This window comes from Sphingobium baderi (genome assembly GCF_001456115.1).
GTDB lineage: Bacteria > Pseudomonadota > Alphaproteobacteria > Sphingomonadales > Sphingomonadaceae > Sphingobium > Sphingobium baderi_A.
Map to the genome: position 1 here is coordinate 1,908,997 of NZ_CP013264.1, position 13,308 is coordinate 1,922,304.

The following is a 13,308-nucleotide window of genomic DNA, read 5'->3' on the forward strand; positions in this document are numbered from 1 at the left end:
ATGGCCCTGCATCCGCAAATCGCCGCGCTCGCCGCGCAACTGGAAGAAATGTCCGCCCTGCTGCGGGACCATGGCGATCGCTGGTGGTCGGTGAAGATCGATCTGTGCCGCAACCTGATCGCCGATTCCAATTTCACAGGGATCGAAAAATTCCTGGCGCTGATCGGCGATGCGGGCGGTTTCGCCGATTTTGAATTGCGCGACGGGGAAGGGAAATTGCTGCCTGCCCATGTCCGCCTCGTCGAATTGCGGCAGGCTGCGCGCGTGTTGGCCGAAAGGCTGGCACGGGAAGAACGTTCCGCCACCTGATCGCATGAGCGATTGACGCCGCCCGGCATTTTGAGCAATGCGTAATCCGTCTCCAGCGTCGAAGACTCGGCGCCGGGCATGATGCGGGAGAGCATGGCGGGCCTTTCAGGCCAGGCGCCATCGCCGAAGGAGCAACCGCCCCGGAATCTCTCAGGCTAAAGGACCGCATCATGGGCAGGCACTCTGGAAAGCGGATGGTTCATTCCATCCCACCGAAGGGGTAAGCCATCCGGTCGAAGGATCGGTGGTCAAAGCTCTCAGGTTCCGTGACAGAGGGGGTGGCAAGCGCACTGGCCCGTTGGCCTTTCTGCGTCTGTCGCCGAACACTCAACACGGAAAGGCCGCCCCATGACCGGCAAGGACGACGTCGCGACCCTTGAAGAGGAACTTCCGCCCAGCGCCCTGCCGCTGGACGCCTGGCACCGCGCGCAGGGCGCCCGCATGGTGGTCTTCGCGGGCTATCATATGCCGATCCAATATGAAGGCATCATGGCCGAACATGCCTGGACTCGCGAACATGCAGGCCTGTTCGACGTCAGCCATATGGGTCAGCTCACCTTCTCCGGCGAGGGCGTGGACGAGGCGCTGGAACGATTGCTGCCCAGCGACATCAAGGGATTGAAGCCCTTCCATCAGCGTTATTCCATGCTGCTGGATGAGGAAGGCGGCATCCTTGACGACCTGATGGTGTCGCGCATCGGTGGTGGCGCGTTCGATGGCGCGGACATCTACATGGTCGTCAACGGCGCGACCAAATATGACGATATGGGATGGATGATCGAACATCTGCCCGATGAAGTCACCATGAACCATATGGATGAGCAGGCTTTGCTCGCGTTGCAGGGGCCGGAGGCTGGCGAGGCGCTTGGTCAGCTTATCCCCGAAACCGCCGATCTTTCCTTCATGCAGTCCCGCCCTTTTACCTGGCGCGACGTGCCGCTGTGGATCAGCCGGTCGGGTTATACCGGCGAGGATGGCTTTGAAATCAGTATCCCCGCCGAGGATGCCAAGCTTTTGGCCGATGCGCTGGTCGCCATGCCGCAGGTAAAGCCCATAGGTCTTGGCGCTCGCGATTCGCTGCGGCTGGAAGCGGGGTTGCCGCTCTATGGCCATGATCTCGATCCCCGCGTCAGCGTGATTGGCGCGGATCTGGGTTTTGCCGTCCAGAAGCGACGGCGCGAGGAGGGAGGCTTCTTCGGCCACGCCCGCGTGATGAAGGAACTGGCGGATGGCCCCGGCAGCAAGCGGGTGGGCCTGAAGATCGACGGCCGCCTGCCTGCGCGGGAAAGCGCGCCGATCTATGCGGGCGATGTGTTGGTAGGCGAAGTGACATCCGGCGGTTTCGCGCCGACCATGGGCGCGCCGATCGCCATGGGCTGGGTCAGCCTGCCGCACAGCGCGCTCGACACGGCGCTGGAGGTTGAGGTGCGCGGCAAGCGCATCGGGGCGACCGTTGCGCCGATGCCGTTCGTGCCGCACCGTTATCGCCGTCAGAAATCTGCCTGAATTTCGAGGGGAGTTGAAATCATGAGCCGTTATTTCACAGATGAACATGAATGGATCGATGTCGAAGGCGAAATCGCCACTATCGGCATCACGGACTATGCACAGGAACAGCTTGGCGACATCGTGTTCGTCGAATTGCCTGCCGAAGGCGCGACCTTCGAAAAGGGTGACGATGCTGCCGTCGTGGAATCGGTAAAGGCCGCTTCCGATGTCTATGCGCCCATTTCCGGCGAGGTCGTGGAAACCAACAGCGCGCTGGAGGATGAGCCCGCCCTCGTCAACAGCGATGCCGAGGAAGATGGCTGGTTCTTCAAGCTGCGCGTTACCGATGCCAGCGAACTGGAAGGGCTGATGAACGAAGCCGCCTACAAGAAGTTCGTGGCTTCGCTTTAAGTTTCACCGTCGCTCCCCCATTGCGGGACCGATGCCGTAGGAAAATATCATGCGCTACCTACCCCTTACCGACGCCGACCGGCAGGAGATGCTTTCCGTCATCGGCTCGGCCAGCGTGGATGACCTGTTTGTCGATGTGCCCGTGCAGGCACGCTTGCCCGGCACAATCGTGGGTCTGCCCGACCATGCCAGCGAATTGGCGGTCGAACGCCACATGGCGAAGCTGGCGCGGCAGAATCTGTCGGCGGGGGAGGCGCCCTTTTTCCTTGGTGCGGGGGCCTATCGCCATCATGTGCCCGCCAGCGTCGATCATCTGATCCAGCGGGGCGAGTTTCTGACGGCCTATACGCCCTATCAGCCGGAAATCGCGCAAGGCACGCTTCAGGTGCTGTTCGAATTCCAGACGCAGGTGGCGCGCCTGCTGGGCTGCGACGTCGCCAATGCATCCATGTATGACGGCTCGACCGCCTGCTGGGAAGCCATCGGCATGGCCCGCCGCATTACCAAGCGCGGCAAGGCGCTGCTGTCGTCCGGCCTGCATCCGCATTATGTGTCGGTGGCAAAGACGATGGCGAAATTCACCGGCGACGCTCTGGTCCACGAAGCTCCGAAGCTGGACGCGGCCACCGACATCGATGCGCTGGTCGCCAGCATCGACAAGGATACGAGCTGCGTCGTGGTTCAATATCCTGACATACTCGGCCGCATTGCCGACCTGACGCCACTCGCCAACGCCGCCCATGAAGCGGGCGCGCTGCTGGTCGCGGTAGTGACTGAGCCGGTGGCGCTGGGCGCCATTGCCGCGCCCGGCCATATGGGCGCGGATATCGTGGTAGGCGAAGGACAGTCGCTGGGCGTCGGCTTGCAATTTGGTGGCCCTTATCTCGGCCTGTTCGGCTGCAAACAGAAATATGTCCGCCAGATGCCTGGACGCCTCTGCGGTGAGACGGTTGACGCTGCGGGGCAACGCGGTTTCGTGTTGACGCTTTCTACGCGCGAACAGCACATCCGCCGCGAAAAGGCGACCTCCAATATCTGCACCAATTCGGGCCTTTGCGCGCTGGCGTTCAGCATTCACATGACGCTGCTGGGCGAAAAAGGCTTGCGTGAGCTTGCCACCCTCAATCATGCGCTGGCCGTGGAGGCCGCCGACCGCCTTGCAAAAGTGCCCGGCGTGCGCTTGCTCAACGATGCCTTCTTCAACGAATTCACGCTGATCCTGTCGAAGGATGCGCGCGACGTTGTCCGCAATCTTGCCGACAGAGGCGTGCTGGGCGGCGTGTCGCTGGGCCGCTTGTTCCCGGATGCTGCCGACATTGGCAACGGTCTGGTCGTCGCGGTCACAGAAACGGTGACGGCGGAGGATGTCGAAACATTCGCCAAGGCGCTGGAGGAGGAACTGGCATGACCATGCTCAAGGAAGGCCGTCCCACCGCGCCGCAGGCTGTCGCGGAAGAACATGTGGCTCCAGCAACGGCCACCGGTAACCGCGCGCTGATGCTGGAAGAGCCACTGATCTTCGAGATCGGATCGGCAGACACGACCGGCGTCGATTTCGCCGAAGTGCCCAAGGTGAAGAGCCGTTTCGGCAATCTCGCCCGAAAGGACGCCATCGGCCTGCCGGGCCTGTCGGAACAGGAGACGGTGCGTCACTATACGCGCCTCAGCCGTCAGAATTACGCGATTGACCTTGGTCTGTTCCCGCTTGGCTCCTGCACGATGAAGCATAATCCGCGCCTCAATGAAAAGGTCGCGCGGATGCCGGGGTTCGCCGATCTCCACCCGCTTGCGCCTCAATCGACGGTGCAGGGCGCGCTGGCGGTGATCCATGAACTCGCGCAATGGCTTGTCACCCTGACCGGAATGCACAGCGTTGCCATGAGCCCTAAGGCGGGCGCGCATGGAGAGCTCTGCGGCCTGCTTGCCATCCGCGCCGCTCTGGAGGCACGCGGCGACGCTCGCTCGGTCGTGCTGGTGCCTGAAAGCGCGCATGGCACCAATCCCGCGACCGCTGCCTTCTGCGGCTATAAGGTGGAGGATATTCCCGCGACGCCGGATGGCCGCGTCGATCTGGAAGCGCTCAAGTCCCGCCTCGGCCCGGATGTGGCGGCGGTGATGATTACGAACCCCAATACCTGTGGTCTGTTCGAGCGCGACATGAAGACGATCTCCGACGCGGTTCATGCGGCCGGAGCCTTTGTTTATTGCGACGGCGCCAACTTCAACGCCATCGTCGGTCGGGTTCGTCCCGGCGACCTTGGCGTCGATGCAATGCACATCAACCTGCACAAGACCTTCTCCACGCCCCATGGCGGCGGTGGCCCCGGTTCCGGTCCGGTGGTGCTGTCACAGGCGCTTGCGCCCTTCGCGCCATTGCCTTTCGTCGAAAAACAGGGTGACCGCTTCGTGCTGGTAGAGGAAGAATCGGTCGAGGATCATCATGGCGGCAGCTTTGGCCGCATGGTCGCTTTCCATGGCCAGATGGGCATGTTCACCCGCGCGCTCGCCTATATCCTGAGCCATGGCGCAGACGGCCTGCGTCAGGTGTCGGGCGATGCGGTGCTGAACGCCAACTACATCCTACGCAGCTTGTCAGACGTGCTGGACGCCCCCTTTGGCGGCAGCGGGCCCTGCATGCACGAGGCCCTGTTCAGTGACAAGGGACTGGCGGAAGGTTTCACCACGCTCGACATCGCCAAGGGGCTGATCGACGAAGGCTTCCATCCGATGACCATGTATTTCCCGCTGGTCGTCCACGGCGCGATGCTGGTTGAGCCGACCGAAACCGAAAGCAAGGCGGCGCTTGACCAGTTCATCATGGCGCTGCGTAGTCTGGCTGAACGGGCCAAGGCCGGGGATGAGGCGCTGAAGGGCGCGCCTTATCATGCTCCGCGCCGCCGTCTGGACGAAACGCTGGCCGCACGCAAGCCGGTGTTGGTCTGGACCGAACCGGAACTGGCGGAAGCCGCTGAATGATGAAGGAGCCAGAGCCTTGGACACCCAACTCTGGCGCTTCTGCAAAAGGCATGCGCCACGCGCCGGCAGCAGTTCGCAACCGCGATGCCATCCTGGCAGTGCTGCGTGAGGCACTTCCTTCGTCCGGCCTTGTGCTGGAGATAGCAAGCGGGAGTGGCGAACATGCCATTCATTTCGCCGCCGCTCTGCCGGAGCTGAATTGGCAGCCAACCGATTTCGATCCTGACGCCCTGGCCTCTATAGCCGCACGACAGGTGCAAGCGGCATTGCCCAATCTTAGCGCACCGCTTCTGCTGGATGCTATGGCGCAAGAGTGGCCCATTGCTCATGCTGACGCGTTGCTCTGCATCAATATGATTCACATCAGCCCTTGGGAAGCGACCCTGGGCTTGCTGCGTGGGAGTGGGGCGGTTCTGCGCGCTGGTGGTCTACTTTATCTTTATGGTCCCTATATCCGCTCACAGATAGAAACCGCTCCCAGTAATCTGGCCTTCGATGCTTCGCTCAAGGCTCGCGATCCTGACTGGGGGGTGCGGCGGCTGGAGGACGTAGTGGAAGCGGCCCGGATGCAGGGACTGGTGCTCGACAGCATTGTGGAAATGCCGGCCAATAATCTGTCTTTGCTACTGCGTAGACGTTAAGGAGGGCAACGATGCCCCACCGTCTGCGCTCCCTTGTTGCTCAAGAACTTGCCATGTCCGTCGATTCTCGTGCGGCCGCTATGGCGGGGGCTCTTGCGGCGCGCTATCCCGATGCGGCGCGTGCGGTGCTCTTTTATGGTTCGTGCCTGCGGGAAGAGAATCTCGACGGGCTGATGCTCGACTTCTATCTGATCGTGTCTGACTATCGCGCTGCTTATGGCCAAAAATGGCTGGCCACCGCCAATCGCCTGATTCCGCCCAATGTATTCCCTTTCGAACATGGGGGCTTGATCGCCAAATATGCGGTCCTGTCGGAGGCCGATTTCGCGCGTCTTTGCGGTGTTGAAGCGGATAATGTGTCGGTCTGGGCGCGATTTGCCCAGCCATCGCGGTTGCTCTGGGCCGCGGACGATCTTGCCCGGCAAGGCGCTATCGCCGCCATAGCCTCGGCCGCGCCGACGCTGCTGGAATTGACCATGCCGATGATGCCTTCATCGACTGCACATAGCGTTTTGGAGCTATGGAAAACCGGTTTTACGCTCACCTATAATGCCGAACTGCGGGCGGAGCGAAAAGGTCGTTCCTTCTCCATCGTGGATGGCGACCCGGACCGTTATGAACGTTTTGGTGCCGCCGCTCTTGGAGAAATCGCGCGGTTACGGGATGTTGGGGCGAAAGGCGAAGTGCCGCATGCTCTATCGCCCGATCAGGCGGCGCGGCGCTGGCGGCAATTGCAGCGGCGGGGGAAATGGCTGTCGGTTATCCGCCTTGCCAAGGCCAGCTTCACCTATGCGGGCGGGATCGACTATCTCGCCTGGAAGATAAATCGCCACGCGGGCACAAGCATTGAGATCAAGCCATGGCAGCGCCGCTGGCCGTTGATCGGTGCGCTCACTCTGCTGCCGCGGCTGTTCCGGGGTGGCGCGATCCGTTGAGGGCGTTGGATAGTGACACTGACAGGGCGGCGAGCGTGTAGGGTTTGCGTAACACCTCATATCCCGCGAAATCGGTGCTTTCCGCAGTATCGCCAGCATATCCGGTCACGAACAGCACCGGCAGATGCGTATAGGCGCTGGGCAGGGATCGCACCAGTTCGGGACCGGTCATGCCCGGCATCAGTACATCCGTCAGAATGAGGCCAATGTCGCGATTGGCCGCCAGCAGTTTCACGGCCTTGTCAGGATGATCGCAGGCGAGCGGCAAGTGGCCCAGTTCCGAAAGGGCTGCCATCGTCTGATTGAGGACACGCGAATCATCTTCCACCACCAGGATGCGCGTCGGCGGATGCAAAGTGGGTTCATGTTCCATGTCCTGCACGATGTCGGGCGCATCCGTCTTAGCGATAATGCGGCGGGGCAGGTGGATGTGCACGCTGGTTCCCTCGCCCTCTTTCGATTCTATGCGGATCTCACCCTCGCTTTGCCGCACGAAGCCGAAAATCTGGCTGAGGCCCAGGCCCGTACCTTTGCCGACGGGCTTGGTCGTGAAGAATGGTTCGAACACACGGGCCAATATGTCCGGAGACATGCCGCAACCGTCGTCCGTCACCGTCAATGTGACATATTCCCCCGCCGGACATTCCCCCACCTCATGCTCGGAAAGCTGGCTCTGGCCCGTTTCGATCGTGAGCTTGCCGCGTCCGTCCATGGCATCGCGCGCGTTGACGCACAGGTTCAGAATCGCGTTTTCCATCTGCTGCTGATCGACGAAGATGCGCCAGCCCTGGGCGTGATGATGGAAAGTCACGATGATCTGATCGCCTATTGTGCGGTCGATCAATTCTTCCATGTCGGCCAAAAGCGTGTCCGGGTCCAGTGCGCTCGGCAATAGCGGCTCTGACCGGGCAAAGGCCAGCAGACGACGCGTCAGCGCGGCGGCGCGGTGGGCGCCTTCCATGGCATTGGCCAAATGGCGGGAGGCTTCCTCCGGTTTCAGCCTCAACTTGCGCTTGGCCAGTTCCAGCCCGCCGACCACCACCGCCAACATGTTGTTGAAATCATGAGCGATCCCGCCGGTCAACTGGCCGATCGCATCCATCTTCTGCATCTGGCGCAGATTCTCCTCGACGGCGGCGCGCTCAGCGGTTTCCTTCTTCAATTGCTCATAGGCTTCGGACAATTCGATAGTCCGCGTGGCGACTGCCGCCTCCAGCCGGTCGGCCCTGTCGGTTTCCACTTCGGCCAGTCGCCGTGCGTTGCGTCGCTCGGTATAAGCGGCATTGGCCAACCACACCGCGCAGAGCACGCTCACCAACAGCGCCAATCCCAATAGCCGATAGGTGCGGCTGACCCAGGCACTGCGGTCGCCGGCAAGGCTCACGGCGAGGCTGCGCTCCGCCAGGCGCTTATTCTCTGCCTGTATCACGCTGTCCAGCAAGGTGGTGATCCGCCGCAGATCCTCCGATTTGCCCGCTTGGTGGAATTGGGCCAGCGCTCCCATTTTCTGGTCATATGTGGTGCGTAGGCCGATCTGGCTCAGCGTCTTGCCGCGGGCGATGAAGGCTTGTTGCAATTGCTGGACATTGTCGCGTTGCCAGCCGGAATCCCGGGTGGCGTAGGCCAGCGACTTGATCTGGCTGGCGGCTGTTCGCCATTGATCCTGGAATAAGCGGCCCGTGTCGGGGTCCATGCTGATGACATAGCGCGCCAACGTCACTTCGGCGCGAGCGGTCGTCGCCTGAAACGTGCGGACCAGCGTGATGACCTCGTAGCTTTTCTGCTGTTCTTCCAGCGCCCGGGCATGATCGCGCGATGCGCTGCTGGCGCCGTAAAGCATGGCGCCCAAGGCTCCCACAAGGAGAATGGCCAGCACCGGAGCAAAGGCGCGCCGAAGGAGCGACCGCCAGCCAGTGCTTTCCTCTTCCATGAAATCGCCTTGGGCCATGGGCTGTTACACTAACCAAACGATGTTGTGCGCGAAACAGCAACGATTAAAAGTTGCAGGCAAAACTGCGATTTTGTCGCGCGTAAGGCTCGTCTGGCCGTGAATTTGCGGATTTGAATCGATCAGCCGATAGCGCCGACGGTCCGTCCGGCCACTTCGAACATGCCGATGATCTGTTCGACCTGTTCATCGCTATGCTCCGCGCAAAGCGAACAGCGCAGCAGGAATGTGCCCGCCGGGGTCGCCGGGGGGCGGGCCATGTTGACGTAAAGGCCCAGTTCCAGCAGCGCCTGCCATATGGCGACGGCTTGAGTCTGATCGGTCAGGATGACGGCAATGATCGCCGATTGCGGTTCCTTCGTCCCCAGCGTGAAACCGAGGTCGGTGAGGCCCTTGTGCAGCCGCCGGCTGTTTTTCCACAGATGCGCCCGCTTTTCGCTTGCGTGCATCAACTTGCGGATGCTGGTCGCGGCGGTGGCGACAACGCTGGGCGGCAGCGAGGCGGTGAATACATAGGGGCGGCAGACCAGCCGCATTACCTCGAACTTGGGGTGGTTGGAGACGCAGAAGCCACCCACCGTGCCGACCGATTTGGAGAAGGTGCCGACGACGAAGTCCACGTCCTTCTCGACACCCTGCTCTTCATAGACGCCGCGGCCATTGGGACCGAAAAAGCCCATGCCATGGGCTTCGTCGACAAGGATCATGCAATTGGGATGTTTACGGACAGCGGCCACCATGTCGGGCAGGGGCGCAATGTCGCCCAGCATCGAATAGACACCCTCCAGCACGACGAGCTTCAGCGCATCGGTGGGCAGGCGGCCAAGGCGCTTGTCCAGATCCTCGACGCTATTGTGGCGGAAGCGGACGACCTCCGCGTCGCCCAGGAAACAACCATCATAGATGGACGCATGGCTGTCCGCGTCCAGCACCACATAGTCGCCCTTGCCCGCCAGCGTCGAAATCATGCCCAGATTGGCCTGATAGCCGGTCGAAAAGACCATGGCGGAAGAGGTGCCGTAAAATTCCTTCAGCGCATCCTCGACTTCCTTATGCCCCTGGTAGGTGCCGTTCAGAACGCGGCTGCCCGTCGTGCCCGCGCCGAACTCGTCGAGCGCCTTCTTGCCCGCAGCCACCACGTCCGGATCGAAAGTCATGCCCATATAGTTATAGGTGCCGAGCAGGATAGTTTCCTTGCCCTTGATGATCGCGCGGGTGGGGGACAGAACCTGGTCCATGACGATGGCGAAGGGGTCGCGCACGCCCGTCGCCAACAGCGCCTCACGCTCGGCGATCAGGGGATCGAATTTGGAAAACAGGTCGCGCGAATTTTGCGTGGCGGTGGCTTCGGTCATCTTGATTTATCCCAATATCCGTGCGTCCTGGCGGGGCAGAACCTGTCACGCGCGCCTGAACGAACGCCCCGCGCGAATGGGGCGGAAGGTCAGCCCTTCAGTTTCGCCACGGCATCCACCAACTGGCCGATGGTTTCGATTTCCGCCTGCATGTTCATGGTGATGATGATGTCGAATTCATCCTCGATCGCGGCGACGAAGTCCATCACCGTCAGGCTGTCCCATTCCAGGTCGCCCGCGAAGGTGGTGGCTTCGCTCAGCTCCACGCCCTTTTTGTTGAAAGGAACGATTTGCGCGGTAACGCTGTCGAAAATCTGCTGGCGATCCGTCATTATCTCTTCAATCCATGGGGAAGCAAAGCTCGCTTCTGGCAAGGGAATAAGGCGTCAATCGGGCAGCATCTGGCCCGAAAAACTCCATCAGACCATAAGATCAGCGGAAATTATCGGCGTAAGCCTGAATTTTCAGCGATTTTGGTGCGGTCTGGATGACCGTATACGCAATGCCTTCCCGCTCGGCATAGGCGCGCGCTGCCTCCTCGGAAGGAAAAGTCAGCTTGAGTTGCTGCTTCATGTCGCCCGATCCGGCCCAGCCGGTCAGCGGATCGGGCTTCTTCGCTTCGGCGGGAGCATATTCCAGCACCCATTTATGGGTCAGCGCCTTGCCGGATTGCAGGGCGTTCTTCTGGATCTGGTAAATGCGCGCGCTCATCGCGTGAAAGACTCCGTGAAATCGTGCAGCCGCGTTGCACCAGCGGACAGGCGTTCGTCAAGACTTGGCGTCAAGACTTGGCGTCAAGGCTTGGCACGGGCATCGGAGCGTTTCGTCCGCAACGTCGCCGCCGCGCCAGCCGGATCTTCGGGCCAGGGATGCCTAGGATAGCGCCCGCGCATTTCCTTGGCCACCGCATTCCAGCTTCCAGCCCAGAAGCCGGGCAGGTCGCGCGTCGTCTGGATCGGACGGCCCGCAGGGGAGGTGAGGGAGAGGACAAGCGGAATATGCTGACTTCCCACCACAGGATGCTCGGTCAGGCCGAACAGAGCCTGCGCGCGTAGTTCCACGCGCGGTCCACCCTCGGCCGCATAATCGATTTCATGGCTGCTCCCGGCGGGCGAGCGAAATTCGGGCGGTGCGAGCCGGTCGACCTGCTGCTTTCCATCCCAGCCGATCAACCCTTCCAGCACGCCCGAAAGTTGCGATCTGTCGATATCGGACAAGCGCCGCCTGCCCGTGAGCAATGGCGGTAGCCATTCGTCCAGCGTTGCGATGAGCGTTTCGTCCGACAAGACTTCGACACCCGCGAAATCCGCCCGTATCCTTAATGATCGCGCTGCTTCCGACCATGGCAGCAGATCCAGCCCGCCTTGTCGAACTCCCTCCAGCAGCGCCGCGGCCACTGCATCCGGCTCGGGCAGATCGTCAAAGCCGGAAGAAATCCGCACCGCGCCCAGCCGCCGCTCGCGCAGGGCTTCGACCCCGCCCGTATCCGACCGAAAGCGCACGGTCCTATGTTCCGCGATCCTGTCGCCGAACAAGGCCAGCACATCCGCTTCGCTCAGGGGCGCGGCGGAGATGATCCGCGCGCCCGCCGCGCCACCCTGAACCGCGCCAACTGCCAGCCAATCCTCACGCGTGAGTGGCGACAAGGGATCGAGCCGGAAGCCGCGTCCGCCCACGCTCGCCCAATCCGCGCCATCGGCGGAGCGCCGCTTCGCCACCCGGTCGGGAAAGGCGAGCGCAAGGCAGAGGCCGACTGCATGCTCCCCCTTGCCATTTGCGGGACGGGCCTGGGCTGCAACAAGCCGTGCCCACCGTTTCGCCATCGTTCGCGCGGCATCCGCGCGCTTGCCGTTCTCGCGCTGCCAGCGCGTGCGCCGATGCGACAGGTCGATATCCTGACCGCCAACGCCTCGCTCACCCAGCAGCACCGCGACGTCAGCGGCAACATCGGCCAAGCCCCTATCACCCGCGCGCACCAGCATATGTCCGATACGCGGTTCGACCGGCAGTCGGGCAAGCGCCTTGCCGTGCGCCGTAATTCGCCCATCTGCGTCCAGCGCATCCAGCGCCGTCAGCCGCTTGCGCGCTTCCGCGATGGCGGCAACAGGCGGGGAATCCAGCCAGCGCAGCCCTGCTGGATCGCTCACGCCCCAAAGGGCACTGTCCAGTAGCAGGCTCGACAGATCGCTTTCCAATATCTCCGGCGGATCGAAGGGCGGCATTCCCGCCGTCGCCGCCGTTTCCCACAGCCGATAGGCGACGCCCGGCCGCTGGCGCGCCGCACGTCCGGCGCGCTGGATCGCCGCCGCCTGGCTGGCGCGCTCCGTCACGAGCCGCGTGACGCCTGCCGCCCGGTCATAGCGTGGCCGCCGCGCCAATCCCGAATCCACCACGATGCGAACGCCGTCGATGGTGAGGCTCGTTTCCGCGATGGAGGTTGCGAGAATGACCTTCCTTCGACCTTCTCGCGAAGGGCGTATCGCGGCGCGCTGGGCCGCCGGTTCCAGCGAGCCGTGCAATTTGTGGATTTCCACGCTCGCGCCTTCCAGCCGTTCCGCCGTTCGTTCGATTTCCGCGACGCCGGGAAGAAAGGCAAGCACATCGCCCTCCGCCTCCTCCGTCAGCGCCCGGCGGATGGCCGCTGCCATTTCGTCCTCGATCCGCTTTTCCGTCGATCGTCCGATATGCCGTAATTCGAGCGGTTGAATGCGCCCTTCGCTCTCGATCACCGGCGCACCATCCAGAAGCGCGGCAAAGCGCGCGCCGTCCAGGGTCGCCGACATCGGCATGATTCGCAGGTCCGGCCGCAGCGCGCCTTGCGCGTCCAGCGCCAGCGCCAGCCCGAAATCGCTGTCCAGGCTGCGCTCATGTACTTCGTCGAACAGCACCGCGGACACGCCGGACAGTTCGGGGTCGTCCTGAATCCGGCGCACGAAAATGCCTTCGGTCAGCACGAGGATGCGCGTCCGGGCAGACTGGCGGCTATCCATTCGCGTGGCATAGCCAACCGTTCCGCCCGGCTGCTCGCCCATCAGTTCGGCGATCCGCTCCGCTGCAGCCCGCGCTGCCAGCCTGCGGGGGGCGAGCAGCAGGATTTGCCCGTCACACCATGGCTCATCGAGCAGGGCGGGAGCCACCGCCGTCGTCTTGCCTGCGCCGGGCGGTGCGACCAGCACGGCATTACTCCCCGCGCGCAGGGCAGCGAGCAAGTCGGGCAGCACATCATGGATGGGCAGATCGGTCAT

General features: G+C 62.5%; 12 protein-coding genes and 1 riboswitch. Of the genes, 7 read left to right on the plus strand and 5 right to left on the minus strand.

Annotated features, from left to right (window positions below; genetic code table 11):
* The 7 genes from ATN00_RS09520 (at window position 1) to ATN00_RS09550 (ending at window position 6,760) form a co-directional block, all read left to right on the plus strand.
* Window positions 1–309: a hypothetical protein gene (locus ATN00_RS09520; protein WP_062064207.1), complete on the plus strand. Its 309-nt coding sequence runs from the start codon at window positions 1–3 to the stop codon at window positions 307–309.
* 74 nt (window positions 310–383) lie between these two features.
* A riboswitch (glycine riboswitch) is annotated at window positions 384–485 on the plus strand.
* A gap of 172 nt (window positions 486–657) precedes the next feature.
* Window positions 658–1,815 carry a glycine cleavage system aminomethyltransferase GcvT gene (gcvT, locus tag ATN00_RS09525; RefSeq protein WP_082635155.1) on the plus strand — a complete coding sequence of 386 codons (1,158 nt, stop codon included), beginning with the start codon at window positions 658–660 and terminating at the stop codon, window positions 1,813–1,815.
* 21 nt (window positions 1,816–1,836) lie between these two features.
* On the plus strand, window positions 1,837–2,208 hold the full coding sequence (gene gcvH / locus ATN00_RS09530) for a glycine cleavage system protein GcvH (RefSeq protein WP_062064208.1): 372 nt from the start codon (window positions 1,837–1,839) through the stop codon (window positions 2,206–2,208).
* A gap of 49 nt (window positions 2,209–2,257) precedes the next feature.
* Window positions 2,258–3,616, plus strand: coding sequence for an aminomethyl-transferring glycine dehydrogenase subunit GcvPA (gcvPA, locus tag ATN00_RS09535; protein ID WP_062064210.1), 1,359 nt, complete (start codon window positions 2,258–2,260; stop codon window positions 3,614–3,616).
* A complete protein-coding gene (gcvPB, locus tag ATN00_RS09540; protein WP_062064211.1) occupies window positions 3,613–5,184 on the plus strand; it encodes an aminomethyl-transferring glycine dehydrogenase subunit GcvPB in 1,572 nt (523 codons plus the stop codon). Before gcvPA ends, gcvPB begins: the two co-directional genes overlap by 4 nt.
* Window positions 5,181–5,825, plus strand: a complete 645-nt coding sequence (locus tag ATN00_RS09545; RefSeq protein ID WP_062064212.1) for a DUF938 domain-containing protein — start codon at window positions 5,181–5,183, stop codon at window positions 5,823–5,825. Before gcvPB ends, ATN00_RS09545 begins: the two co-directional genes overlap by 4 nt.
* An 11-nt stretch (window positions 5,826–5,836) precedes the next feature.
* On the plus strand, window positions 5,837–6,760 hold the full coding sequence (locus tag ATN00_RS09550; protein WP_062064213.1) for a hypothetical protein: 924 nt from the start codon (window positions 5,837–5,839) through the stop codon (window positions 6,758–6,760).
* On the opposite strand, the gene ATN00_RS09555 is transcribed toward ATN00_RS09550, so the two are convergent.
* From ATN00_RS09555 to hrpB, 5 genes are all read right to left on the minus strand, one after another.
* Window positions 6,717–8,690, minus strand: a complete 1,974-nt coding sequence (locus tag ATN00_RS09555) for an ATP-binding protein (RefSeq protein ID WP_420496696.1) — start codon at window positions 8,688–8,690, stop codon at window positions 6,717–6,719. The genes ATN00_RS09550 and ATN00_RS09555 overlap by 44 nt on opposite strands.
* A gap of 140 nt (window positions 8,691–8,830) precedes the next feature.
* A complete protein-coding gene (spt, locus tag ATN00_RS09560; protein WP_062064216.1) occupies window positions 8,831–10,063 on the minus strand; it encodes a serine palmitoyltransferase in 1,233 nt (410 codons plus the stop codon).
* Between the two features lie 89 nt (window positions 10,064–10,152).
* A complete protein-coding gene (locus ATN00_RS09565) occupies window positions 10,153–10,395 on the minus strand; it encodes an acyl carrier protein (RefSeq protein ID WP_062064217.1) in 243 nt (80 codons plus the stop codon).
* Window positions 10,396–10,495: 100 nt separating this feature from the next.
* Window positions 10,496–10,774, minus strand: a complete 279-nt coding sequence (locus ATN00_RS09570; protein ID WP_062064219.1) for an ETC complex I subunit — start codon at window positions 10,772–10,774, stop codon at window positions 10,496–10,498.
* A gap of 83 nt (window positions 10,775–10,857) precedes the next feature.
* The gene (hrpB, locus tag ATN00_RS09575) at window positions 10,858–13,308 is read right to left on the minus strand and encodes an ATP-dependent helicase HrpB (protein WP_062064220.1); all 2,451 of its coding nucleotides are present in this window, start codon (window positions 13,306–13,308) and stop codon (window positions 10,858–10,860) included.

Coding starts and splice junctions, on each gene's coding strand:
- ATN00_RS09570 (WP_062064219.1), bottom strand. CDS start 10,774: ATGAGCGCGCGCATTTACCAGATCCAGAAGAACGCCCTGCAATCCGGC.
- gcvPB (WP_062064211.1), top strand. CDS start 3,613: ATGACCATGCTCAAGGAAGGCCGTCCCACCGCGCCGCAGGCTGTCGCG.
- gcvH (WP_062064208.1), top strand. CDS start 1,837: ATGAGCCGTTATTTCACAGATGAACATGAATGGATCGATGTCGAAGGC.
- spt (WP_062064216.1), bottom strand. CDS start 10,063: ATGACCGAAGCCACCGCCACGCAAAATTCGCGCGACCTGTTTTCCAAA.
- gcvT (WP_082635155.1), top strand. CDS start 658: ATGACCGGCAAGGACGACGTCGCGACCCTTGAAGAGGAACTTCCGCCC.
- ATN00_RS09555 (WP_420496696.1), bottom strand. CDS start 8,690: ATGGAAGAGGAAAGCACTGGCTGGCGGTCGCTCCTTCGGCGCGCCTTT.
- ATN00_RS09520 (WP_062064207.1), top strand. CDS start 1: ATGGCCCTGCATCCGCAAATCGCCGCGCTCGCCGCGCAACTGGAAGAA.
- ATN00_RS09565 (WP_062064217.1), bottom strand. CDS start 10,395: ATGACGGATCGCCAGCAGATTTTCGACAGCGTTACCGCGCAAATCGTT.
- hrpB (WP_062064220.1), bottom strand. CDS start 13,308: ATGACCGATCTGCCCATCCATGATGTGCTGCCCGACTTGCTCGCTGCC.
- ATN00_RS09545 (WP_062064212.1), top strand. CDS start 5,181: ATGATGAAGGAGCCAGAGCCTTGGACACCCAACTCTGGCGCTTCTGCA.
- gcvPA (WP_062064210.1), top strand. CDS start 2,258: ATGCGCTACCTACCCCTTACCGACGCCGACCGGCAGGAGATGCTTTCC.
- ATN00_RS09550 (WP_062064213.1), top strand. CDS start 5,837: ATGCCCCACCGTCTGCGCTCCCTTGTTGCTCAAGAACTTGCCATGTCC.